Source organism: Citrobacter sp. MGH110, from assembly GCF_001037515.1.
Classification (GTDB): domain Bacteria; phylum Pseudomonadota; class Gammaproteobacteria; order Enterobacterales; family Enterobacteriaceae; genus Citrobacter; species Citrobacter portucalensis.
The window spans coordinates 1,544,332-1,566,970 of the sequence record NZ_KQ089830.1; the positions used below are offsets into that span (position 1 = coordinate 1,544,332).

Below are 22,639 nucleotides of genomic sequence, written 5' to 3' on the forward strand. Positions count from 1 at the left end.
GGTTCAATCCCTCAATGATGCCTGGAATCGCTCTTTTAATGCCTCTACACATTTGGCGACGGTAGCGGCAATCTCCTCTTCTTCAAGTGTACGGCTGGTATCCTGAAGGATCAGGCTGATAGCGAGGCTCTTATAGCCCTCCGCAACACCCTTACCGCGGTACACGTCAAATAAGTTTACGCCAACTACCTGATTTACGCCAACTTTCTTACACTCGGATAAAATATCCGCAGCGGGAACGTTTTCTGCCACAACGACTGCGATATCGCGACGGTTCGCTGGGAAGCGAGAAACTTCACGCGCCTGAGGCACCACGCGGTCTGCGAGCTTATTCCACTCCAGTTCAAACACCAGAGTGCGACCGTTCAGATCCAGTTTACGTTCCAGTTCAGGATGAACAACCCCAATGAAACCAATACGTTCACCTTTCAGATAAATCGCCGCAGACTGACCCGGATGCAGTGCTGGATTCGCTTCAGCTTTGAACTGAATGTCTGCCAGTTTGCCTGTCAGGTCGAGAACCGCTTCCAGATCGCCTTTCAGATCATAGAAATCAACGGTCTCTTTTGCCAGATTCCAGTGTTCATCATGACGGTTACCGCAGATCACGCCAGCCAGCATCAGATCCTGACGGATCCCGAGGTTGGCCTGCGTATCTGGCACGAAACGTAAACCCGTTTCGAAAATACGTACGCGGTTCTGCTGACGATTCTGGTTATACACTACCGTAGACAGCAAGCCAGTCCACAGGGACAAACGCATTGCCGACATATCAATAGAGATTGGGCTTGGCAGCAGCAACGCTTCTTCACCCGGGTGCAGCAGTGACTGGACTTTCGGGTCGACGAAGCTATAGGTAATGACTTCCTGGTAGCCTTTGTCATTCAGCATGGTTTTTACACGTTTCAGCGACAAACCCGCTTCACGATGCGTACCCATGATAAGACCCGCCTGAATCGGCGTGTTCGGGATATTGTCATACCCGTATACGCGGGCGACTTCTTCGACCAGGTCTTCTTCGATTTCCATATCGAAACGCCAGCTCGGCGCGACCGCTTTCCACTCATCCTGCTCTTCCGTCACGTCACAACCCAGACGACGCAAAATGTCGCTCACCTGCTCATCGGCAATATGGTGTCCGATCAGACGATCCAGTTTGCTACGACGAAGCGTAATGGTTGCGCGTTTTGGCAGCGTGGCTTCGTTCGTCACATCAATGACTGGGCCCGCTTCACCGCCGCAGATATCAATCAGCAGGCGCGTTGCACGTTCCATGGCCTTATGTTGCAGCGCAGGATCGACACCACGTTCATAGCGGTGAGATGCATCGGTGTGCAGACCGTGACGACGCGCGCGACCGGTAATAGACAGCGGGCTGAAGAATGCACATTCCAGCAGGACGTTTTGTGTTTCATCGTTCACACCGGAATGTTCGCCACCAAAGATGCCGCCCATCGCCAGCGCTTTGTTGTGGTCCGCAATCACCAGCGTATCTGCATTCAGCTTCGCTTCGCTGCCGTCCAGCAATACCAGGGTCTCACCCTCTTTTGCCATACGGACAACAATTCCGCCTTCAATGCGGTCTTTGTCGAATGCGTGCATCGGCTGGCCCAGTTCGAGCAGCACATAGTTAGTCACGTCAACCACGGCATCGATAGAACGAATACCGCAACGGCGCAGTTTTTCTTTCATCCACAGCGGGGTCGGCGCTTTAACATTGATGCCTTTCACCACGCGGCCCAGATAGCGTGGGCAGGCTTCCACGGCTTCGACCTGAATCGGCAGGACGTCGCTAATGGTCGCGGCTACTGGCGCGATTTCCGGCTCAACCAGCGGGGCTTTGTTCAGTACAGCAACATCACGCGCCACACCGATGATGCCTAAGCAGTCGGCGCGGTTCGGCGTGACGCTGATTTCGATGGTGTTGTCGTCAAGCTTCAGGTATTCACGGATATCGGTGCCAATTGGCGCATCGGCAGGCAGTTCGATAATCCCGTTATGATCGTCGGAAATACCCAGCTCGGAGAACGAGCACAGCATGCCTTCAGATGGTTCACCGCGCAGTTTCGCGGCTTTAATTTTGAAATCGCCCGGCAGAACGGCACCAACGGTTGCCACAGCCACTTTCAACCCCTGACGGCAGTTTGGCGCACCGCAGACGATATCCAGCAGGCGGTCGCCGCCTACATTCACTTTGGTGACGCGCAGTTTGTCAGCGTTCGGGTGCTGGCCACATTCAACCACTTCACCTACCACAACGCCATTGAACGCGCCGGAAACAGGTTCCACACCGTCAACTTCAAGACCCGCCATCGTGATTTGGTTTGACAGCGCATCGCTATCAATCGCCGGATTTACCCATTCGCGTAACCACAGTTCACTGAATTTCATTGTTTTATCCTGCCTTTATTTAAACTGTTTGAGGAAACGCAGATCGTTTTCGAAGAAAGAACGCAGATCGGCAACGCCGTAACGCAGCATAGTAAGACGCTCCATACCCATACCGAATGCAAAGCCGGAATAGATTTCCGGATCGATTCCAACGTTACGCAACACGTTCGGGTGAACCATCCCGCAGCCCAGCACTTCCAGCCATTTGCCGTTTTTGCCCATCACGTCAACTTCCGCTGATGGTTCAGTGAACGGGAAGTAGGAAGGACGAAAACGAACCTGCAGGTCTTCTTCAAAGAAGTTGCGCAGGAAATCGTGCAGCGTGCCTTTCAGGTTGGTGAAGTTGATGTTGGTATCAACAATCAGCCCTTCCATCTGGTGGAACATTGGTGTGTGTGTCTGATCGTAATCGTTACGATATACACGGCCTGGGGCGATAATACGGATCGGCGGCTGTTTTTCTTTCATGGTGCGGATCTGCACGCCGGAAGTCTGTGTGCGCAGCAGACGCGTCGCGTCAAACCAGAAAGTGTCGTGGTCAGCACGCGCCGGGTGATGGCCAGGAATGTTGAGCGCATCGAAGTTATGATAGTCATCTTCGATTTCCGGACCAGTCGCCACGGTAAAGCCCAGCTCACCGAAGAAACTTTCAATCCTGTCGATTGTACGCGTCACCGGGTGCAGACCGCCGTTTTCGATACGACGCCCAGGAAGGGAAATATCGATCGTTTCTTCAGCCAGACGAGCATTCAGCGCAGCGCTTTCTAATTCGGCCTTACGCGCGTTCAGCGCTTGCTGTACCTGCTCTTTGGCTTCGTTAATCACCGCACCTGCTGCCGGGCGCTCTTCTGGCGGCAGTTCGCGCAGGGTTGTCATCTGAAGGGTCAAGTGCCCTTTCTTGCCCAAATATTCGACGCGGACATTGTCTAACGCGGCAACATCTGAAGCCTGGTTAATGGCGGCCGTTGCACTGGCAACCAGCTCTGCGAGATGTGACATGGTTTTCCTCGTTATGTTGCGATATTCACTAGTCGCTCGTATATACGCAAAATCATTCAAGTTGTATCAACGCGGCCAAAGAGCGAATGCAGCCAATACAGAGACAACTTGAAGGATGACGCGTATAAAAAAAGCCTCCACCAGGGAGGCTTTTAGGCGCTGTTTTCCGTTTCTTCTTTCACGCGCAAGCCTCCTGAGTTCAGGTGCTAAAGTAAAAGAAGAAGCGGAAAATAGCAGCATTCATGCTTGCGTTACCTTGTGTGGTAAAAACCGGACAACCTTTATTGAAAAGGCTTACGGATAAATTGTCAACTAATTGATTGCACTACAAATAAAAGAGAGGGAGCCAGGCTCCCTCTTTTCACCGGCTTATGCCAGAGCTGCTTTCGCTTTTTCGACCAGAGCGGTGAACGCTACTTTGTCGAATACTGCGATGTCAGCCAGGATCTTACGGTCGATTTCAACAGAGGCTTTTTTCAGGCCATTGATGAATTTGCTGTAAGAAATACCGTTCTGACGTGCTGCTGCGTTGATACGCGCAATCCACAGTTGACGGAACTGACGCTTTTTCTGACGACGGTCACGATAAGCGTACTGACCAGCTTTGATAACTGCCTGGAAGGCAACGCGGTATACGCGAGAACGCGCACCGTAGTAGCCTTTAGCTTGTTTCAAAATTTTCTTGTGACGTGCACGGGCAACTACACCACGTTTTACGCGAGCCATATGTGCTCTCCTGTATCTATATTCTTAGTAAAAAAATGAATTAAACGTTAACGGCTTATGCGTACGGCAGGCACGCGATAACCAGACCCAGATCGCCTTTAGACACGAGGCCTTTTGGACGCAGGTGACGTTTACGCTTAGTAGATTTTTTGGTCAGAATATGACGCAGGTTTGCGTGCTTACGCTTAAATCCACCACCACCGGTTTTTTTGAAACGCTTAGCAGCACCGCGTACGGTCTTAATTTTTGGCATTTTAATAACTTCCACTTCGCATTGTTAATAAACGAAACGTAGGCGAACAACGGCTGTGGAACCCGTAGGCTCCACAGACATTGCTACTTGAAGGCCTTACTGTTTCTTCTTAGGAGCGAGCACCATGATCATCTGGCGGCCTTCGATCTTCGTAGGGAAGGATTCGACTACTGCCAGTTCACTCAGATCGTCACGGACGCGGTTGAGCACTTCCATACCGATCTGTTGGTGGGCCATCTCACGACCGCGAAAACGCAGCGTGATCTTAGCCTTATCGCCATCTTCCAGAAAGCGTACCAGGCTGCGGAGTTTTACCTGGTAATCGCCATCGTCGGTGCCAGGACGGAATTTAATTTCCTTAACCTGGATAACTTTTTGCTTTTTCTTCTGTTCCTTAGAAGACTTACTCTTTTCATAAAGGAACTTGCCGTAGTCCATAATACGACAAACTGGCGGTTCGGCGTTAGGGCTGATTTCAACTAAATCTACTCCAGCTTCTTCAGCTTTTTCGATCGCTTCTCTCAGACTCACAATACCCAAAGCTTCGCCTTCCAGACCTGTTAAGCGAACTTCCAGGGCGCGAATCTCGCCATTGATACGATTCGGACGTGCCGTTTGAACTCGTTTTCCGCCTTTAATACCTTATTCCTCCAGTTGTTGAAGACTGCGGCTGCGAATCTCTTGTTGCAGCTTCTCAATCACTTCATTTACGTCCAGGCTGCCCAAGTCTTTGCCACGACGGGTGCGCACGGCAACTTTGCCTGCTTCTACCTCTTTGTCGCCACAGACCAACATGTAAGGGACACGACGTAAAGTGTGCTCGCGGATTTTAAAGCCAATCTTCTCATTTCTCAAGTCTGCTTTTACACGAATACCCGCATTTTGTAGTTTCTGCGTTAATTCGTTAACGTATTCAGACTGAGAATCGGTGATGTTCATGACCACAACCTGAACCGGCGCGAGCCAGGTCGGGAAGAAGCCAGCGAACTCTTCGGTCAGGATACCGATGAAACGTTCCATCGACCCAAGAATTGCACGGTGAATCATAACCGGAACCTGACGCTCGTTGTTTTCGCCAACGTAAGAGGCGCTTAAACGGGACGGCAGGGAGAAGTCCAGCTGTACAGTACCGCACTGCCATGCACGATCGAGGCAGTCATACAGGGTAAATTCAATTTTCGGACCGTAGAACGCGCCCTCACCCAGTTGGAACTCAAACGGGATGTTGTTTTCTTCCAGCGCAACGGCCAGGTCAGCTTCAGCACGGTCCCACATTTCATCGCTACCGATACGTTTTTCGGGGCGAGTGGACAGTTTGACGACGATTTTCTCGAAGCCAAAGGTGCTGTACATATCGTAGACCATACGAATGCACGCGTTAACTTCATCACGAATCTGCTCTTCAGTACAGAAGATATGTGCATCATCTTGAGTGAAGCCACGAACACGCATCAGGCCATGCAGCGCACCTGACGGTTCATTACGGTGGCAGCTACCAAACTCAGCCATACGCAGCGGCAGATCGCGATAGGATTTCAGACCCTGATTAAAGATCTGCACGTGGCCTGGGCAGTTCATTGGCTTAATGCAGTATTCACGGTTCTCAGAAGAGGTGGTGAACATTGCATCTTTGTAGTTGTCCCAGTGACCTGTTTTTTCCCACAGCACACGGTCCATCATGAACGGGCCTTTCACTTCCTGATACTGGTATTCTTTCAGTTTTGAACGAACGAATACTTCCAGTTCACGGAAGATAGTCCAGCCATCGTTGTGCCAGAACACCATACCAGGTGCTTCTTCCTGCATATGATACAGGTCAAGCTGTTTACCGATTTTACGGTGATCGCGTTTGGCTGCTTCTTCCAGACGTTGCAGGTAGGCATTCAGGGCTTTTTTATCTGCCCATGCAGTACCATAAATACGCTGCAGCATCTTGTTATTGCTGTCGCCACGCCAGTATGCCCCTGCGGTCTTCATCAGTTTGAAGTGATGGCAGAAACGCATGTTCGGCACGTGCGGGCCACGGCACATATCGACATATTCTTCATGATGGTACAAGCCAGGCTTGTCATCATGGGCAATGTTTTCATCAAGAATGGAGACTTTATAGGTCTCACCACGCTTCACGAAGGTTTCACGCGCTTCGTACCAGCTGACTTTCTTCTTAATGACATCGTAGTTTTTCTCAGCGAGCTCGTGCATCCGCTTCTCGAGCGCGTCGACGTCTTCCTGGGTTAACGTACGGTCAAGATCGATATCGTAGTAAAAACCGTTATCAACAACCGGTCCGATCGCCATTTTGGTGTGCGGCCAGAGTTGTTTGATCGCGTGCCCTAACAGGTGCGCACAGGAGTGACGAATGATCTCCAGACCTTCTTCATCCTTCGCGGTGATGATGGAGAGTTTCGCATCATGCTCAATCAGATCGGAAGCATCTACCAGCTCACCGTCAACACGGCCAGCAATAGTGGCTTTCGCCAGACCTGGACCGATGTCCAGCGCAACATCCATGGGGCTTACAGCGTGGTCGTAATGGCGTTGGCTGCCATCAGGAAGAGTAATAACAGGCATGTTATATCCTTATTTGCAGTGGTGACCCACACGTAAGATCACATACAAAGATTCAATATTTAAAATTATCAAAAAGGTGTGGGCTGATTCCCGCTTCACTCTGCGAAATATGTCACTGGTTGCCTTAAAGACCACACTGGACCTACACCCGCTTTTTGATAACACCGTTTGACAGTGTACACGGCATTACGGGTCGATCAAAGCAACAATCAACGCGCGCTCTATGATGTAAATCAATTCACTGACACCCAACCGTCTTTGTTACACTTGCACAAAGTCATCTAACCTGAGCAGGAAAAAAACAATGCCCACAAATCGCTTTGCGAAGAAACACTGGAAGATGGTTGTGATTCTGCTCGTTATTTGTGCGGCCATGTTGATGCTGCGCTGGGCTGCGATGATCTGGGGCTAAATGACGCTCACCCACTGTTCCGCTTTCGTTTATTTATCGATTAATCGAATTTGTCTGAAAATAGCGCGTTATGACCAGATAAAAAAATAAAACGCAAATTAAATATTAAATAAACTTAACTTTAACTTAGAAAAGCCAGGTCATTTATTTGACCCGGCTTGTCATTACATCCGATAGCCGAGGGAAACTGTCGTGCGACGATCGGTATGCTCCGGCGCTGTTGCCGGCGGTTCAGAGTTCCAGGTCACGTTGTAAGCCACCTTTAACCCAAAGTGCTCGTTGATGGCAACGTTCAGGGCGGTTTCAGAGTTGAGCGTGGTATCGTCAGCGCCGAATACCGACACACCCTGAGTAAACTTGGTATTGTCCGTCATCTGCCATGCATAAGCCCCGGACGCATAGCCCAACGGCTGTGTTTCGGTGGTGCCATCCGTGTGCTCGTCATAGCGCACGCCAGGACCGAATTCGAAACGGAAGCTGTGCACAGGTCCGTTGAGGAACTGACGACCATAACCCGCTGTCAGCACGTCACGCTCGCGGTAGCCGTTGTAGCGGTCGGTCAACCAGCTTGCCTGTCCAAAGAGATAGTCATAGTCGGTCATGTTGTAACGACTACGGCCACCTACGGCATATTTCTCCGATGAACGCTCATCATTTGAGGAGGTATTGCTGGCATTTCCCCACAGAGACCATGCGGTCGTTTGGCCGTACCAGGTCATGGTGGTATCTGCGGTTAAAGAAGAACTTTTTGTGTTGCCTGACTGGGCGAGATATCCCGCGTTCAGGTTACCTTCAAAGGGTTTTTTCGCGCTGGAAGGGTCATCCATGACAGTAAAAACGGAATCATCGGCTACAGCATGCATTGACGCAAGCAGGCCTCCCGTCAGCAGTAATGCTGCGGGCACTGTCTTCAAAAGCTTCATTTATTAAGAGTCCGTACAACAAAAAAAGAGACCATTACGGTCTCGGAAACTTTCATATGGATCAATGACAAAAGACCCTTGAAAGGTAACAAATTATAAAAAGACTCGAATAACATAGCAATAAATTCTTATTTCATTTTTTGAATAAGAGCGTTCCTAAACCTTTATTTTATTTATATATCTTTATGGCGATAATTTTAAATAAAGATATGAAAAATCATGTTGTTAATTACTTCACTTTCGGGAGGTTAAGTGCCAGACTGAGTTCAGCCTAACAGGAGGTAAAGATGGTACGTATCTATACGTTAACACTTGCGCCCTCTCTCGATAGCGCAACAATCACCCCGCAAATTTACCCGGAAGGTAAGCTTCGTTGTACCTCGCCGGTTTTTGAACCCGGCGGCGGCGGTATCAACGTCGCTCGCGCAATTGCCCATCTTGGCGGAACCGCAACGGCGATTTTCCCCGCGGGGGGAGCAACCGGAGAGCATCTTGTTGCATTGCTCGCCGACGAAAATGTTCCCGTATCTACCGTCGAAGCCAAAGACTGGACCCGACAAAATCTTCATGTCCACGTGGAGTCCAGCGGCGAACAGTATCGTTTTGTCATGCCGGGCGCTGCGCTGACCGATGACGAGTTCTACCAACTTCAGGATCAGGTGCTGGAAATTGAGTCTGGTGCGCTGCTGGTCATCAGCGGCAGTTTGCCGCCCGGCGTACAGCTTGAGAAGTTGACCCGACTCATTACCACCGCACAAAAACAGGGGATCCGCTGTATTGTCGACAGTTCAGGCGAAGCACTGACGGCGGCGTTAGCCATCGGCAATATCGAACTGGTCAAACCCAACCTCAAAGAACTGAGTGCGCTGGTAAACCGCGAACTCACTCAACCCGATGATGTGCGCAAGGCCGCGCAGGAAATCGTGCAAAGCGGAAAAGCGCACCGCGTTGTGGTATCGCTTGGGCCGCAAGGGGCGCTGGGTGTAGATCGCGATACCTGCGTTCAGGTGGTTCCGCCACCGGTGAAAAGTCAAAGTACCGTAGGTGCAGGCGACAGTATGGTCGGGGCCATGACGCTTAAACTGGCAGAGAACGCGCCTTTTGAGGATATTGTCCGTTACGGTGTCGCCGCGGGCAGCGCAGCAACGCTGAATCAGGGTACTCGCCTGTGCTCTTTGGACGACACGCAAAAAATATATTCGTATCTCGCTCAGTAACGACACCGTCCCTCTTTTGAAGAAAAAGGGGGATTCTCGCGTAAAACTGTCAGCATGGGTGTTATGCGACTATGATAAAAAATCACGTGATTACAAAGAAGTGAATCATGTGCAGTCAGACGTCTCCACAGCGGTACGGGGTGAAGAAGAACGACAAACATTAAGTGCCTTTCCAGCGATGACGCGTCCGTGGTGTGCGTCAGTTCGTGTTTTTTAACCGCATTCTTGCGCTAACCTTATGATCTGGCAGACAACATGGGGAGAGACATCATGTGGCAGGCTATCAGTCGTCTTTTAAGCGAGCAATTAGGTGAAGGCGAAATCGAACTGCGTAATGAACTGCCCGGCGGAGAGATCCACGCCGCATGGCATTTACGCTATGCGGGGCGAGATTTTTTCGTCAAATGCGATGAAAGAGAGCTGTTAACCGGCTTTACGGCAGAAGCCGATCAGCTGGAGCTACTTTCCCGCAGTCAAACTGTATCTGTACCGAAAGTCTGGGCAGTAGGCGCAGACAGAGATTACAGCTTTCTGGTGATGGATTTCCTCCCTCCCCGTCCGCTTGATGCGCATAACGCGTTTATCCTCGGCCAACAGCTTGCGCATTTGCACGAATGGAGCGACCAGCCTCAGTTTGGTCTCGACTTCGATAACGCGCTCTCTACCACGCCGCAGCCAAATACCTGGCAACGTCGCTGGTCAACCTTTTTCGCCGAGCAGCGTATAGGCTGGCAGCTGGAACTCGCCGCTGAAAAAGGCATAGCGTTTGGCAATATTGACGCCATCGTCGAACACGTTCAGCAACGTCTCTCTTCTCATCAGCCGCAGCCGTCTCTCCTGCACGGTGATTTGTGGTCCGGGAACTGCGCCCTCGGTCCTAACGGTCCGTATATCTTTGACCCTGCCTGCTACTGGGGGGACAGAGAGTGTGACCTGGCAATGCTGCCGTTACATACCGATCAGCCGCCGCAAATTTATGACGGTTACCAGTCTGTCTCGCCACTGCCGCTGGACTTTCTCGACAGGCAGCCAATCTACCAGCTCTATACGCTGCTGAATCGGGCAATTCTGTTCGGGGGACAGCATTTGGTTGTGGCGCAGAAAGCGCTGGATAGATTACTGGCGGCCTAACGACGTACCGTGTTGCTTATCAGGCCTGCCGTTTCGCAACGTGGCAGGCCCGATAGAGTGGCACTTACAAAAAGCCCAGCAATGAGAAGAAAAAGTAGCCGATCACGATAACGATCACCGGCAGAATATAAAGCGGGAAAATTTGTAAGAAGATCGTATGGTGCGGTACCACAATTCGCGACTCAAGTTGCTCGCGGGATAATCCTTCACTGCCCTTTGCCTGTTCCAGAATTAGCTGATCCTCAACGCCTTCGCGTAAGAAACGCGCCTGGCGGCTCATTCTGGCGCCTGAGTCCTGCAACGCCAGGCCGATAAAAATCAGGATGAATATCAGCCAAAAAACGAGATTCAGTCCACTTTGAAAATCGGGCGTTGGCGAGTTATACCAGAACACGTTAAGAAAAGGTGTGTTCACCCGCATCATGTCGATCATCACATGGGCAAAATCGAGCATGACCGCGTTAATCCCTTCCTGCTTTTCGCTGTGCGCGTACATAAACTTCAGTACTGAAACCAGCGTTGAAATCAGCGCGGGAATGAAAACCACCCATCCCACCAGCCTTTTCAAGATGGCAATGCGTCCAGCTTGTTGATACGTCATGAGTTCCCCTTGATTAAGACGTGTCATTTTGGCCTAAGTTTACCCGTTGATTACCGTTTTCGCCTGATCTTTAAAGGCGGTATACTTCTGAATTAGCCATAATGAACGCTCAGAGTCCGTCCAGGCTGGCTCTAATCCCTTTTATCACCGTAAAGGAGAGGTTGTAATGTCAACCCCGCGTCAAATTCTTGCTGCAATTTTCGATATGGATGGGTTACTGGTCGATTCTGAACCACTTTGGGATCAGGCTGAACTGGATGTGATAGCAAGTTTAGGCGTTGATATCTCCCGCCGCCATGAACTTCCCGATACCCTTGGCTTACGCATCGACATGGTGGTTGATTTGTGGTTTGCGCAGCAACCCTGGAACGGCCCCTCACGTCAGGAAGTCACCGAGCGCATCATTACCCGGGCCATTGCGTTGGTTGAAGAGACAAAACCGCTGCTGCCAGGCGTTCGTGAAGCTGTGGCACTGTGCAAATCTCAGGGAATCAAAGTAGGACTGGCATCCGCCTCGCCGCTACATATGCTGGAAAAAGTGCTGACCATGTTTGATCTGCGCGATGACTTCGACGCGCTGGCTTCTGCAGAAAAACTGCCTTACAGCAAACCGCACCCACAAGTTTACCTCGATTGTGCGGCGAAACTGGGCATTGCCCCGTTAAACTGCGTAGCACTGGAAGACTCAGTGAACGGCATGATTGCCTCGAAAGCTGCCCGTATGCGTTCCATCGTCGTACCAGCGCATGAGAATCAGGACGATCCTCGCTTCGTTCTTGCCGACGTCAAACTAACCTCGCTCACCGAACTCACAGCCGCTCATCTGCGCGGCTAATCCTGTAACGGGCAATGATCGTATTGCCCGTCTTTTCAGACTTTCTATTTTAAAACGCCATTTCATTTTTAATTGTATTTCTGTTTAACCTCTCCTATCCTTGCCCTATAGCGCAAGCGTTAATGACATAAATAGTTGAGGTAAACATGATTCAGGAAGCTTTTCGTCTCGAGGGTAAAGTCGCCATCGTCACTGGATGTGACACCGGCCTCGGGCAGGGTATGGCAGTGGCGCTGGCTGAAGCGGGCTGCGATGTAGTCGGCGTGAATCGTAAAATACCGCATGAAACCGCAGAGAAAATTAACGCCCTCGGTCGACGCTTTATGGCCATTCAGGCCGACCTCAGTCAACAAGATGCTCTCACCAGCATCGTGACACAAACGGTGTCGGCGTTTGGCCGGGTCGATATTCTGGTCAACAATGCAGGAACTATACGCCGTCAGGATGCGCTGGACTTCAGTGAAAAAGATTGGGATGACGTGATGAATCTGAATCTCAAATCCGTTTTCTTTCTGTCGCAGGCCGTGGCGCGCCAGTTTGTGGCGCAGGGCAATGGTGGAAAAATCATTAACATTGCCTCGATGCTCTCTTTTCAGGGGGGTATCCGTGTACCTTCCTATACCGCATCAAAAAGCGGCGTTCTGGGCATCACTCGCCTGCTCGCCAATGAATGGGCGGCCAAAGGAATTAATGTCAATGCTATCGCGCCCGGCTATATGGCGACCAACAACACCCAGCAACTGCGCGCAGACAGCGAGCGCAATAAGGAGATTATCGATCGTATTCCCGCAGGGCGCTGGGGCACGCCGGATGATCTAAAAGGTCCGGTCGTGTTCCTCGCAAGTCCCGCCTCTGACTATATTCATGGCTATACGCTGGCCGTGGACGGTGGTTGGCTGGCGCGGTAAAGGCGCACTTGTGACAAAGGGTTACAACGTCACCTCTTCCGCCTACTGTATAAAACCCCTATACTGTATGAATTGACAGTTTATTGGGTTTTATCATGACGGCGGAAGGCCACCTTCTTTTTTCTATTGCCTGTGCGGTATTTGCCAAGAATGCCGAGCTAACGCCCGTTCTTGCGCAGGGTGACTGGTGGCATATTGTTCCTTCAGCCATTTTAACGTGCCTGCTGCCGGATATCGATCATCCCAAATCTCTGCTGGGGCAGCGTCTGAAGTGGATATCAAAACCCATTGCCCGGGCATTTGGTCATCGCGGGTTTACACATAGCCTGCTGGCGGTTTTTGCCCTGCTGGCCACGTTCTACCTGAAAGTCCCGGATACCTGGATAATACCTGCCGATGCCTTACAAGGTATGGTACTCGGCTATCTTAGTCACATTCTGGCCGACATGCTGACCCCAGCAGGCGTTCCCCTGCTTTGGCCCTGCCGCTGGCGTTTTCGTCTGCCCATCCTCGTGCCGCAAAAAGGCAATCAACTGGAGCGGTTTCTGTGCATGGCACTGTTCGCGTGGGCAATCTGGATGCCGCAAACCGTACAAGAGAACAGCGCGGTACGCTGGTCTTCGCAGATGATTAATACGCTACAAATGCAGTTCAATCGTTTCATAACGCATCAGATTGACTAATAAATCAGCCAAAAAGTCATTTTAGGTATAAACAATTCCATTTGAATATAAGAGGCAAGTCACAGTTCTGCTAATCTTGCGCCAACAGAATCACCTTTAAACGGTGATACGCATAATAAGATCAGGAGAACGGGGATGAACTTTCCATTAATCGCGAACATTATCGTGTTCGTAGTGCTGCTGTTCGTGCTGGCGCAAGCCCGTCACAAACAGTGGAGTCTGGCCAAAAAAGTACTGGTCGGTCTGGTCATGGGTGTCGTGTTCGGCCTTGCCCTGCACACCATTTATGGCTCCGACAGCCAGGTTCTTAAAGATTCAGTACAGTGGTTCAACATTGTCGGCAACGGCTATGTCCAACTGCTGCAGATGATTGTTATGCCGCTGGTATTTGCGTCTATTCTCAGCGCCGTTGCACGTCTGCATAACGCCTCTCAGTTAGGTAAAATCAGCTTCCTGACCATCGGAACTCTGCTGTTTACCACGCTGATTGCCGCGCTGGTAGGGGTTCTGGTGACCAACCTGTTCGGCCTGACCGCCGAAGGTCTGGTGCAAGGTGGTGCCGAAACCGCCCGTCTGAACGCGATTGAAACCAACTATGTTGGCAAAGTGGCTGACCTCAGCGTTCCGCAACTGGTGCTGTCGTTTATTCCGAAAAACCCGTTTGCCGATCTGACTGGCGCGAACCCGACGTCGATTATCAGCGTGGTTATCTTCGCCGCATTCCTGGGTGTAGCCGCACTGAAACTGCTGAAAGATGATGCACCAAAAGGCGAGCTCGTTCTGGTCGCTATCGATACCCTGCAAAGCTGGGTGATGAAACTGGTTCGTCTGGTGATGCAGTTGACGCCGTACGGTGTTCTGGCGCTGATGACCAAAGTGGTTGCGGGTTCCAACCTGCAGGACATCATCAAGCTGGGTAGCTTCGTCGTGGCCTCTTATCTCGGTCTGGGCATTATGTTCGTGGTACACGGGATCCTGCTGGGTGTGAACGGCGTTAGCCCGTTAAAATACTTCCGCAAGGTATGGCCAGTGCTGACGTTCGCCTTCACCAGCCGTTCCAGCGCAGCCTCAATTCCGCTGAACGTTGAAGCGCAGACCCGTCGTCTGGGCGTGCCTGAATCCATCGCCTCATTTGCCGCCTCGTTTGGTGCCACGATTGGTCAGAATGGTTGTGCGGGCCTGTACCCGGCAATGCTGGCAGTAATGGTTGCACCGACCGTCGGTATCAACCCACTGGACCCAATGTGGATTGCCACGCTGGTTGGTATCGTGACCGTGAGCTCCGCAGGGGTTGCGGGTGTGGGTGGCGGTGCAACATTTGCCGCGCTGATCGTCCTGCCCGCCATGGGTCTGCCGGTCACGCTGGTTGCGCTGCTGATCTCCGTTGAGCCGCTGATCGATATGGGTCGTACCGCGCTGAACGTAAGCGGTTCCATGACTGCCGGTACGCTGACCAGCCAATGGCTCAAGCAGACTGATAAAACGATTCTGGACAGCGACGATAACGCCGAACTGGCGCATCGCTAAGTCTGTCAGCTAAAGAACAAAAAACCGCCGGAGTATCATGCTCCGGCGGTTTTTTTATATCCATTAATCCCTTAGTTCATTTTCCTGGCGAACCTGATTAGCCCAGCGCTGTGCTGATTCCGGGACCGTAAATGCAGGCGAACGTTGAAACGCCTCCCCCATTAAGACAAAAGCGACATATTTTCCGCGTAGTATCCATACGTCACGAAACGCATCCATTTTAACCGCATGCTCTGGTGGCGCGGGCTCCACGCGAGGAACATAGCTGATAACCGGACGATTTTGTTGGCGAAGAGGTTTCATAATCAGTTGCTTCACTAAAGACAAATTCTAAAAATCAGAAAACCGCTATCTTAGCCGATTTTGCCACTGGGCGGTGCAAAAACAGCGTATTCGTGAAGGGAATGACTATATCGGGGATCGCAGACGGGTTGCAGGTGCTATTTGTGCCACAAGCAAAAAAATGCGGCGCACGATTGCGCCGCAAACTCAGGAATTACACGTTCAGAAAACTGCCAAGACGATAACCGCGCTCCGCAATTGCATATTTCAGTGACGAAGACGTCAGCACGTCGAGCTCAGTTAAGCGGGGGTAACAGTAGGCACTTTGACGAATAATGTCATCGATAAAGGCCGGATGACACATCACTTCCAGCGAAGACTCTCCCCGGTCGGCTGACGCATCCAGCGTCTGTAAAAACAGAGCCTCGGAAATCGCTTCGCCGTAAAACTCGCTGCTGAATCCCTGGGAGGTACGTAACGTTTCCGGAAAATCAGACGCCTGAAAAACGGTCTGACGATCGATACGCAATGCAATCCCCTTCTGGGCAGCAAACCCGGCTACGATAGAGAAAATTTGCGGGAACATATGCACATGGTGATGGCTATCCAGATGCGTCGGCTCCCGCCCGAACAGGTCAATAAAACGCTGATACTGCGCGGCCAGCTCCTGAGAAATTTCATCCAGCGGCAAAGTGTCCTCCTCTGCCATCTGCCAGATCCATTTCCCCAGTAATCCGTCACGGGTAAGGCCCGGCATTGCCGTCAACGGCCTACCCAGCGTCAGAACAAAATGCATCCCGACGGCAAGTGCAGGTATGTCACGACTCAGCTGTACCGCATGGTCAATCGCCGCACCGTTAACCAGTGCTGTTGTCGAGGTGACAACGCCATTACGACAGGCTTCAACAATGCCGTAGTTTTGTCCTTTACTCAGGCCAAAATCATCCGCATTCACTATCAGTACGCGTTCCATAGCCGACCTCAGTTAGTGTTGTTCGCTTTTGAGTTTCTCAATGCACCCGGCGAAGTTTGGCAACCATTTTTCATGCGCCAGGATTAGCTCACGCGCCAGAATCTCGGCATCGCTGTCAGAATGCACCAGCGGACTCAGGTTTAACGCCAGCAGCACATCATTCAGCTCGCCGCTCAATGCCGCATTGCTCGCCGCAACCTCAAAGCCTTTAATGGTGTAGATAAGGCCAAGTACTTTCTCATCAAAATGGGTAATACGTGGGTGCGGCGTAGCACCGTTACGTCCGAGCGTGCAGGTCATCTCAACCGCCCAGTCCGCAGGAATGTTATCAACATGTCCATGATGTGGAATGTTGACGTAGTGCTCGGTCTGTTTGTCGTTGTAGATGGCGTTGATCACTTCACAGGCCGCATCGGAGTAATACGCGCCACCGCGCTGCTCCAGCTCTTTCGGCTTAACGTTTAACTCAGGATTTTTGTAGAGGTCAAACAATTGTTTTTCTACTTTTTGTACTACCTGGGCACGTGCGCCGCCCTTATAGTACTCGCCCATTTCGATCGCCAGCATCTCTTTTGGCTTGAAGTAGTACAGCAAATACGAGCACGGCAGCAGCTTCAGCGAACGAATCAACCCTTCGCTGAACGGCAGGTCGAAAATGTTCTTCACGGTGGAAGCTTTCAGTTGTCCAGAAGCCACGCCGTCCAGCAGTTCATCAAAGCGCGATGTACCGTTCACCAGCACGTCTTTAATAAAGACCATGTGGTTCAGACCGAACAGATCGATGGATAAATCATCGCTCTCTTTCAGCGCCAGCACATCGCTAATAAACATTTTCATGCCGACAGGAATATTACACACACCGATGAATTTCTTAAAATTCGTGTGGCGATAAACCGCTTCAGTCACCATCCCTGCCGGGTTAGTAAAGTTAATCACCCAGGCATTCGGGCACAGTTCTTCCACATCTTTAATAATGTCAAAGATAACCGGAATGGTACGCAGACCTTTGAACAGCCCACCCGCACCGTTGGTTTCCTGTCCCAGATAACCGTGGCTCAGCGGAATGCGTTCATCCTTTTCACGGGCTTTCAGTTGCCCTACGCGCAGTTGGGTGGTAACGAAATCAGCATCTTTCAGTGCTTCACGGCGGTCCAGCGTTTTAAGCAACTTCATCGGTACGCCGGCTTTGTCGATCATGCGCTGGCAAAGATCAAAAATAATGTCCAGCTTCTCTTTTCCACCGTCGACATCAACCAGCCACAACTCAGAAACCGGTAATTCATGATAGCGCTTAATAAAGCCTTCAAGTAATTCAGGGGTGTAGCTGCTCCCGCCACCGATAGTGACGACTTTTAATTTCTGGCTCATACTTTCTCCCTTCAGTGTAAAAACACTGACGTGTATTATGCTCAACCCGTTTGTCAGGTATAGCGTGGCTGTCCCGACGCTATTTTGGGCAAGCTATAAAAAATGGGTTATTGGCAAATAATATCTACTGATTAAATTCAGTTAATTTCTTACGGTAGCTATTCGGTGTAAACGACGTCAGCTTTTTAAACGTTTTAATAAACAGGCTTGGACTACTGTAGCCAGACTCGTAAGCAATATCCGTTACAGAATAGTTCGTCATTTCCAGCTGTTTTTTAGCAAAGTTAATGCGGATTTCATTAATAATCTGCATCGGCGTTTTGCTGTAATAACGCTGGGTAGCGCGGGTCAGATACTCCTGGGATTTCGCGGACAGGTGTACCATATTTTCCAGCGCATTCTCGCTAAACTGCCGTTTGTCGTGCATGGTCTCGACGGTGGTTTTAAGCCACTGCGGAATATCATCCAGCACCTGCTCTTCGCGATGATGGCGTAACCGATTAATAATATAGAAGGTGACCACTTCTACAAATTCATCCAGCCCGCTCTCACGAAAGTTAAGTGATGCAATAACCGTTTCAATGTAGGTAAGAAACGAGTTATTCGCCCGGTAGACCTGCGATGCAACGAAACAAAATGGCAGCAGCGGGTGATAGTGCTGTTCAAAAAAACGTTTACTGATGCCGACGTTAAGGATCCTTGTCGCACCAAAATCATAAAAACTCTGGTGGTGCGATCCCAACGGGATAAAGACAAAGTCTCCACGCTCGAGCAGTACGCGTTTACCGTTGATTTCCTGATAATAGCGCCCGGTCAAAACCAGGGTAAACTCATAGTAGTCATGCTGATGCAGCCCGCTGATGCTCTCAGTTTTGTTATAGATGAACACATGGAAATTTTTGCCATTAAACAGCTGCTGTTCATAAACGGTTTTGATTTCCGGTGCGTTAATCTGTAGCTGCATTATGCACTCCTCGCTATTTCAGCTTTTCGTGAAGCTCAATCAGTTCAGTCACCAGCTCACGCGCCAGCATTGATGTCATCAGGTGGTCCTGTGCGTGGACCAGCACCAGGCTGACTTTCATTTTACCTTCGCCCTGATCGCCTTCAATCAATTTCGTTTGCACGAGGTGCGCTTCGTTCAGCGCCAGACGAGACTGGTCCATCATGGCCCTGGCCGACTCAAAATCACCTTGCTTGGCCATTTTGAGTGCGCCGTACGCCAGGCTACGCGCCTGACCGGAGTTGATGATGAGGCCCATCACCACTTCTTCAAGTTCTTCTGCTTCTGACTGCGTGTCGACGATGTTCTCGATATCCAACATACTTTTTTCCTCTGGTTCAGTCCGGCATGACCGTAAAGCCATGCCGGATTAAATTTAGAATTTTAATGCGTTAGCGATATCTTCTTCGCTTTCTTCTTGGTCAATAACGTTCTGCGCTTTGTTGGCTACCACCACGAACGGCAGGTAAACCAGCGTTGCGATACCGAGGTTGAACAGCGCGACCAGCAGAGCAGCGACGCTACCGTTGGTGTTAAAGAACGCGCCCAAACCGGTTGGCATAGTCCACGGTGCAATGTTGGTAATCGGTGGAATAATGCCTGAGTAGTAAGCTGCCAGCGTAATCGCCGCCAGAATCGGTTGCACCAGAATGAACGGGATAAACATCACCGGGTTCATGATGATCGGCAGACCGAACAGGATAGGTTCGTTAATCTGGAACAGACCTGACGGCAGTGCCAGTTTAGCAACCTGACGATAGTCAGGACGACGCGATGCCAGGAAGATAGCGATAATCAGACCCAACGTTGCTCCGCTACCCCCAAGGAAAATATAGGAGTCGAGCATCGGTTTCGCCCAGACGTGGAACGTCTTACCGGCTTCCAGCGCGGCATCTACGGAACCAAACTGTTGGTAGATAGAGATGTTTTCCAGCGCCCATGGCGTCATGATACCGCTGTCCAGCGCAGTCAGCGCCAGTGAACCGTGAATACCGAAGAACCACAGCAGCGGAACAAAAATCACGTAGGCCCAGCCCACCACGCTGCCCAACGATGCCAGCGGCGTTGAAATGGAATCCATAATGATCTGGTGGAAGTTGGTACCCCAGGTGTTCAGCGCCCAGGCGATGATCCCCATAATGGAGAGAATAAGGAAGCCAGGAATCAACGCAGAGAAAGAGCGCGATACGGACGTCGGTACGCTATCAGGTAATTTAATCACCCAATTACGATGGACCACAAAAGTGAACATTTCCGCGACCACCAGGCCGATAATAATACCGGAAATAATATTGGCACCGCCGAGCCAGTTCGCGCCAACGGCATAGGCTTCACCCACGCTATAAGGCGTTACGGTCATAAACGCGGCGACGGATAACAGCCCGGCAGCCAGTGAGTCGACTTTACGTTCTTCTGCCAGCGCCATGCCGATAAAGAACGGTGCCATCAATGACATGATACCCAGCGTACCGTTATAGACGTTTCCACCAATGCCTTTCAAGCTATTCAAAGTTTCAATAGTTGAAGCATCAAGTCGAATGCCCATTGAATAAAAAAACGACCCCTCCCCAAAGCTCAGGAAAACATTATTGATTAATACAAACATGGCCCCTGCGAGGGTTAACGGCATTAAACGAATAAAGCCGTTCTTGATTGCATTAACGTGTGGCTGCTTTCCAATTTTTACAGCAAAAGGAAGGAGTACCTTTTCAAGTGAAGCAATAGCGTTACTCATAGAAAAATACCCTTAAATACCGCAATTAATAATTGCGGTGAATGTTAATGAAATAACTCTTTGACGGGAAAAATTAAAATAAAATAATTAATTTGCTGCGGCTTTTTTAATTGCTGCAACAGCAGCCTTAAGCACGCCTAAACCATCGACTTTGCCATACAGCAGCGAGTCAATCACTTCCACAGGCTTGTTGGGTAACAAACGCTGAATTTCGGGCAACATATAAGCAATTTGTGGACCTAATAACACGACATCGGCGACAGGACCTTTTTCTCCGGCCAGCGTTTCAGGAAATGCTTCAATAATAACCGGTACTTCGTATTTTTCGGCCTGAGCACGCATCTTCGAAACCAACAATGAAGTCGACATGCCCGCAGAACAAAACAGATAAATGTGTTTCTTTTCCATTAAAACGATCCTCATGTGCGATTATCTGTCAACCAGACACTCCGCAAGCCATAACCTGCATCCATGCTCTGGGTAACTTGCGTCAGCTAAATTACTTTTTTAGGTGGCTGAAATGAGTATACGGGATTGCACCGGCGGATGGTATTTCCTTGACCAACTAAATTGTCTCTCCTTGACCTGTCGTTATGACCCCCCTCACATTTCAGGCAAATAATTCGCGGCAATAAATAAGATCGTTCGGCACAAAAAAACCGGCGCGAAGGCCGGTTCTTCTGAATGCTCAGGCAATAAGCAGTTGTTACTTCTTCGCCGCCTGCGGGTCAGTGTCGTACTCGGCGCAGGTCTGGTAACCGGAGTTAATCACATGTCCGGTGTCGTCTAAAGCAACAAAATAGGTTTCAGCTTTACCATCTCGTTGACCCAGGATGTAGGTCTGGCATGTCCCGCGCGCATGAATCATACTGACTTCAGAAGAAGGTTTACCGGCAATCTGCGCCACCTGCGCCCTGCTCATCCCTTTCTTCACATCTTTCACCACGGGCTGAACAAATTGGTCTTTGGTGCGATCGTAGGCCGTACATCCTGCCAGCATAGTCAAAACAGCCGCTGCGCTTAGAATTCCTGTTAGGTTCTTGTTCATATTCCGTCCTCTTGTATTTCAGCGTGTTATATAAGCCTGGAGCACAACAACACATTTTTCAAGCAATCAGATGATACTTAGGTCGTTTCGGAAAATTCTATTAAAACAAAATGATGTTAGATCAGGCCTGCATCCCTTGTCGTTTGGGTCCCAACGCGTTAGCTTTAACACATCATTTTTTTGATCATTTCATTTTTCGGAGGGGGTTAAATGACTCTGCAGCAAGAGATAATCCAGGCGCTTGGCGCAAAACCGCAAATTAATGCAGAAGAGGAAATTCGCCGCAGCGTGGATTTCTTGAAATCCTACCTGCAAACCTACCCTTTTCTGAAATCACTGGTATTAGGGATAAGCGGCGGACAGGACTCAACGCTCGCGGGAAAACTTTGCCAGATGGCTATTTCCGAGCTTCGCGAAGAAACGGGGAATGACGCGTTGCAGTTTATTGCCGTACGTCTGCCGTATGGCGTTCAGGCTGATGAACAGGACTGTCAGGATGCCATCGCCTTTATCCAACCGGACCGCGTGCTCACAGTAAATATTAAGGGTGCGGTACTGGCCAGTGAACAGGCCCTGCGTGAAGCGGGTATTGAACTGAGCGATTTTGTCCGTGGCAATGAAAAAGCCCGTGAACGTATGAAGGCCCAGTACAGTATCGCCGGAATGACCAGCGGTGTTGTCGTGGGTACCGATCATGCAGCAGAAGCCATCACCGGATTTTTCACCAAATACGGCGATGGCGGTACTGACATTAACCCTATTTTCCGCCTGAACAAGCGTCAGGGTAAGCAGCTGCTTGCCGCGCTGGGTTGCCCGGAACATTTATATAAGAAAGCGCCAACCGCCGACCTCGAAGACGATCGCCCTTCTCTGCCGGATGAAGCCGCATTAGGCGTCACCTATGACAACATCGACGATTATCTGGAAGGAAAAACGCTGGCTGCCGACATCGCGAAAAAAATTGAAGGCTGGTATCTGAAGACCGAGCACAAACGTCGCACACCGATCACGGTGTTTGATGACTTCTGGAAAAAAGCGTAATTTTTTTAATCA

Annotated in this window: 25 protein-coding genes and 1 other annotated feature; of the genes, 8 read left to right on the forward strand and 17 right to left on the reverse strand. The window is 50.4% G+C overall.

Annotation, left to right across the window (positions count from 1 at the left end):
* Window positions 1-3 precede the first annotated feature (3 nt).
* The 7 genes from pheT to thrS form a co-directional block, all read right to left on the reverse strand.
* A complete protein-coding gene (pheT, locus tag SK38_RS07320; protein WP_048235506.1) occupies window positions 4-2,391 on the reverse strand; it encodes a phenylalanine--tRNA ligase subunit beta in 2,388 nt (795 codons plus the stop codon).
* 15 nt (window positions 2,392-2,406) lie between these two features.
* Window positions 2,407-3,390 carry a phenylalanine--tRNA ligase subunit alpha gene (gene pheS / locus SK38_RS07325; protein ID WP_048235507.1) on the reverse strand — a complete coding sequence of 328 codons (984 nt, stop codon included), beginning with the start codon at window positions 3,388-3,390 and terminating at the stop codon, window positions 2,407-2,409.
* Window positions 3,391-3,514: 124 nt separating this feature from the next.
* Window positions 3,515-3,639 (reverse strand) — a sequence feature (Phe leader region).
* Window positions 3,590-3,634 carry a pheST operon leader peptide PheM gene (gene pheM / locus SK38_RS24930; RefSeq protein WP_001386830.1) on the reverse strand — a complete coding sequence of 15 codons (45 nt, stop codon included), beginning with the start codon at window positions 3,632-3,634 and terminating at the stop codon, window positions 3,590-3,592. Its footprint overlaps the feature before it by 45 nt.
* 120 nt (window positions 3,640-3,759) lie before the next feature.
* Complete coding sequence (gene rplT, locus SK38_RS07330; protein WP_003030578.1) at window positions 3,760-4,116, reverse strand: 50S ribosomal protein L20; 357 nt, start codon at window positions 4,114-4,116, stop codon at window positions 3,760-3,762.
* Between the two features lie 55 nt (window positions 4,117-4,171).
* Window positions 4,172-4,369, reverse strand: a complete 198-nt coding sequence (rpmI, locus tag SK38_RS07335; RefSeq protein ID WP_003030583.1) for a 50S ribosomal protein L35 — start codon at window positions 4,367-4,369, stop codon at window positions 4,172-4,174.
* A 96-nt stretch (window positions 4,370-4,465) separates the two neighbouring features.
* On the reverse strand, window positions 4,466-5,008 hold the full coding sequence (infC, locus tag SK38_RS07340) for a translation initiation factor IF-3 (protein WP_048997935.1): 543 nt from the start codon (window positions 5,006-5,008) through the stop codon (window positions 4,466-4,468).
* A 3-nt stretch (window positions 5,009-5,011) separates the two neighbouring features.
* Window positions 5,012-6,940 carry a threonine--tRNA ligase gene (thrS, locus tag SK38_RS07345; RefSeq protein WP_003832572.1) on the reverse strand — a complete coding sequence of 643 codons (1,929 nt, stop codon included), beginning with the start codon at window positions 6,938-6,940 and terminating at the stop codon, window positions 5,012-5,014.
* 304 nt (window positions 6,941-7,244) lie between these two features.
* Between thrS and yniD the strand changes: the two genes are divergently transcribed.
* Window positions 7,245-7,352 (forward strand): small membrane protein YniD, encoded by a 108-nt coding sequence (gene yniD, locus SK38_RS24935; RefSeq protein WP_003030590.1) that lies wholly within the window; start codon window positions 7,245-7,247, stop codon window positions 7,350-7,352.
* Window positions 7,353-7,516: 164 nt separating this feature from the next.
* On the opposite strand, the gene SK38_RS07350 is transcribed toward yniD, so the two are convergent.
* Window positions 7,517-8,275 carry a DUF481 domain-containing protein gene (locus SK38_RS07350; protein ID WP_003832568.1) on the reverse strand — a complete coding sequence of 253 codons (759 nt, stop codon included), beginning with the start codon at window positions 8,273-8,275 and terminating at the stop codon, window positions 7,517-7,519.
* Between the two features lie 287 nt (window positions 8,276-8,562).
* On the opposite strand from SK38_RS07350, the gene pfkB reads away from it, so the two are divergent.
* Both pfkB and SK38_RS07360 read left to right on the forward strand, forming a co-directional pair.
* Entirely contained in the window at window positions 8,563-9,492 is a 930-nt protein-coding gene (gene pfkB / locus SK38_RS07355; RefSeq protein ID WP_048235508.1) for a 6-phosphofructokinase II, read from the forward strand.
* A gap of 270 nt (window positions 9,493-9,762) precedes the next feature.
* Window positions 9,763-10,623 (forward strand): fructosamine kinase family protein, encoded by an 861-nt coding sequence (locus SK38_RS07360; RefSeq protein ID WP_003030598.1) that lies wholly within the window; start codon window positions 9,763-9,765, stop codon window positions 10,621-10,623.
* Window positions 10,624-10,687: 64 nt separating this feature from the next.
* On the opposite strand, the gene SK38_RS07365 is transcribed toward SK38_RS07360, so the two are convergent.
* Window positions 10,688-11,224 carry a YniB family protein gene (locus SK38_RS07365; protein WP_008784573.1) on the reverse strand — a complete coding sequence of 179 codons (537 nt, stop codon included), beginning with the start codon at window positions 11,222-11,224 and terminating at the stop codon, window positions 10,688-10,690.
* Between the two features lie 166 nt (window positions 11,225-11,390).
* On the opposite strand from SK38_RS07365, the gene hxpB reads away from it, so the two are divergent.
* The 4 genes from hxpB (at window position 11,391) to tcyP (ending at window position 15,177) form a co-directional block, all read left to right on the forward strand.
* Window positions 11,391-12,059 (forward strand): hexitol phosphatase HxpB, encoded by a 669-nt coding sequence (hxpB, locus tag SK38_RS07370; RefSeq protein ID WP_032943160.1) that lies wholly within the window; start codon window positions 11,391-11,393, stop codon window positions 12,057-12,059.
* Window positions 12,060-12,205: 146 nt separating this feature from the next.
* Window positions 12,206-12,967, forward strand: coding sequence for a 2-dehydro-3-deoxy-D-gluconate 5-dehydrogenase KduD (gene kduD, locus SK38_RS07375; RefSeq protein WP_048214334.1), 762 nt, complete (start codon window positions 12,206-12,208; stop codon window positions 12,965-12,967).
* A gap of 83 nt (window positions 12,968-13,050) precedes the next feature.
* Entirely contained in the window at window positions 13,051-13,650 is a 600-nt protein-coding gene (locus SK38_RS07380; protein ID WP_008784570.1) for a metal-dependent hydrolase, read from the forward strand.
* Between the two features lie 135 nt (window positions 13,651-13,785).
* Entirely contained in the window at window positions 13,786-15,177 is a 1,392-nt protein-coding gene (gene tcyP / locus SK38_RS07385) for a cystine/sulfocysteine:cation symporter (RefSeq protein ID WP_048235509.1), read from the forward strand.
* Window positions 15,178-15,240: 63 nt separating this feature from the next.
* Here tcyP and cedA read toward each other — a convergent pair whose 3' ends face one another.
* The 8 genes from cedA to osmE all read right to left on the reverse strand — a co-directional run bounded on the left by cedA (window position 15,241) and on the right by osmE (window position 21,586).
* A complete protein-coding gene (gene cedA / locus SK38_RS07390) occupies window positions 15,241-15,504 on the reverse strand; it encodes a cell division activator CedA (protein WP_071692181.1) in 264 nt (87 codons plus the stop codon).
* A gap of 169 nt (window positions 15,505-15,673) precedes the next feature.
* On the reverse strand, window positions 15,674-16,432 hold the full coding sequence (chbG, locus tag SK38_RS07395; protein WP_048235510.1) for a chitin disaccharide deacetylase: 759 nt from the start codon (window positions 16,430-16,432) through the stop codon (window positions 15,674-15,676).
* A 12-nt stretch (window positions 16,433-16,444) separates the two neighbouring features.
* Window positions 16,445-17,800 (reverse strand): 6-phospho-beta-glucosidase, encoded by a 1,356-nt coding sequence (locus SK38_RS07400; protein WP_048235511.1) that lies wholly within the window; start codon window positions 17,798-17,800, stop codon window positions 16,445-16,447.
* Between the two features lie 124 nt (window positions 17,801-17,924).
* Window positions 17,925-18,767, reverse strand: coding sequence for a transcriptional regulator ChbR (gene chbR / locus SK38_RS07405; protein ID WP_085951046.1), 843 nt, complete (start codon window positions 18,765-18,767; stop codon window positions 17,925-17,927).
* 10 nt (window positions 18,768-18,777) lie between these two features.
* Window positions 18,778-19,125 (reverse strand): PTS N,N'-diacetylchitobiose transporter subunit IIA, encoded by a 348-nt coding sequence (gene chbA / locus SK38_RS07410; protein WP_048214339.1) that lies wholly within the window; start codon window positions 19,123-19,125, stop codon window positions 18,778-18,780.
* A 54-nt stretch (window positions 19,126-19,179) separates the two neighbouring features.
* A complete protein-coding gene (gene chbC, locus SK38_RS07415; protein ID WP_006684840.1) occupies window positions 19,180-20,538 on the reverse strand; it encodes a PTS N,N'-diacetylchitobiose transporter subunit IIC in 1,359 nt (452 codons plus the stop codon).
* Window positions 20,539-20,625: 87 nt separating this feature from the next.
* Window positions 20,626-20,946 carry a PTS N,N'-diacetylchitobiose transporter subunit IIB gene (gene chbB / locus SK38_RS07420; protein WP_003832547.1) on the reverse strand — a complete coding sequence of 107 codons (321 nt, stop codon included), beginning with the start codon at window positions 20,944-20,946 and terminating at the stop codon, window positions 20,626-20,628.
* A 298-nt stretch (window positions 20,947-21,244) separates the two neighbouring features.
* Complete coding sequence (osmE, locus tag SK38_RS07425; RefSeq protein ID WP_003030621.1) at window positions 21,245-21,586, reverse strand: osmotically-inducible lipoprotein OsmE; 342 nt, start codon at window positions 21,584-21,586, stop codon at window positions 21,245-21,247.
* 210 nt (window positions 21,587-21,796) lie between these two features.
* Between osmE and nadE the strand changes: the two genes are divergently transcribed.
* Window positions 21,797-22,627 carry an ammonia-dependent NAD(+) synthetase gene (nadE, locus tag SK38_RS07430; protein ID WP_032943150.1) on the forward strand — a complete coding sequence of 277 codons (831 nt, stop codon included), beginning with the start codon at window positions 21,797-21,799 and terminating at the stop codon, window positions 22,625-22,627.
* Window positions 22,628-22,639 lie beyond the last annotated feature (12 nt).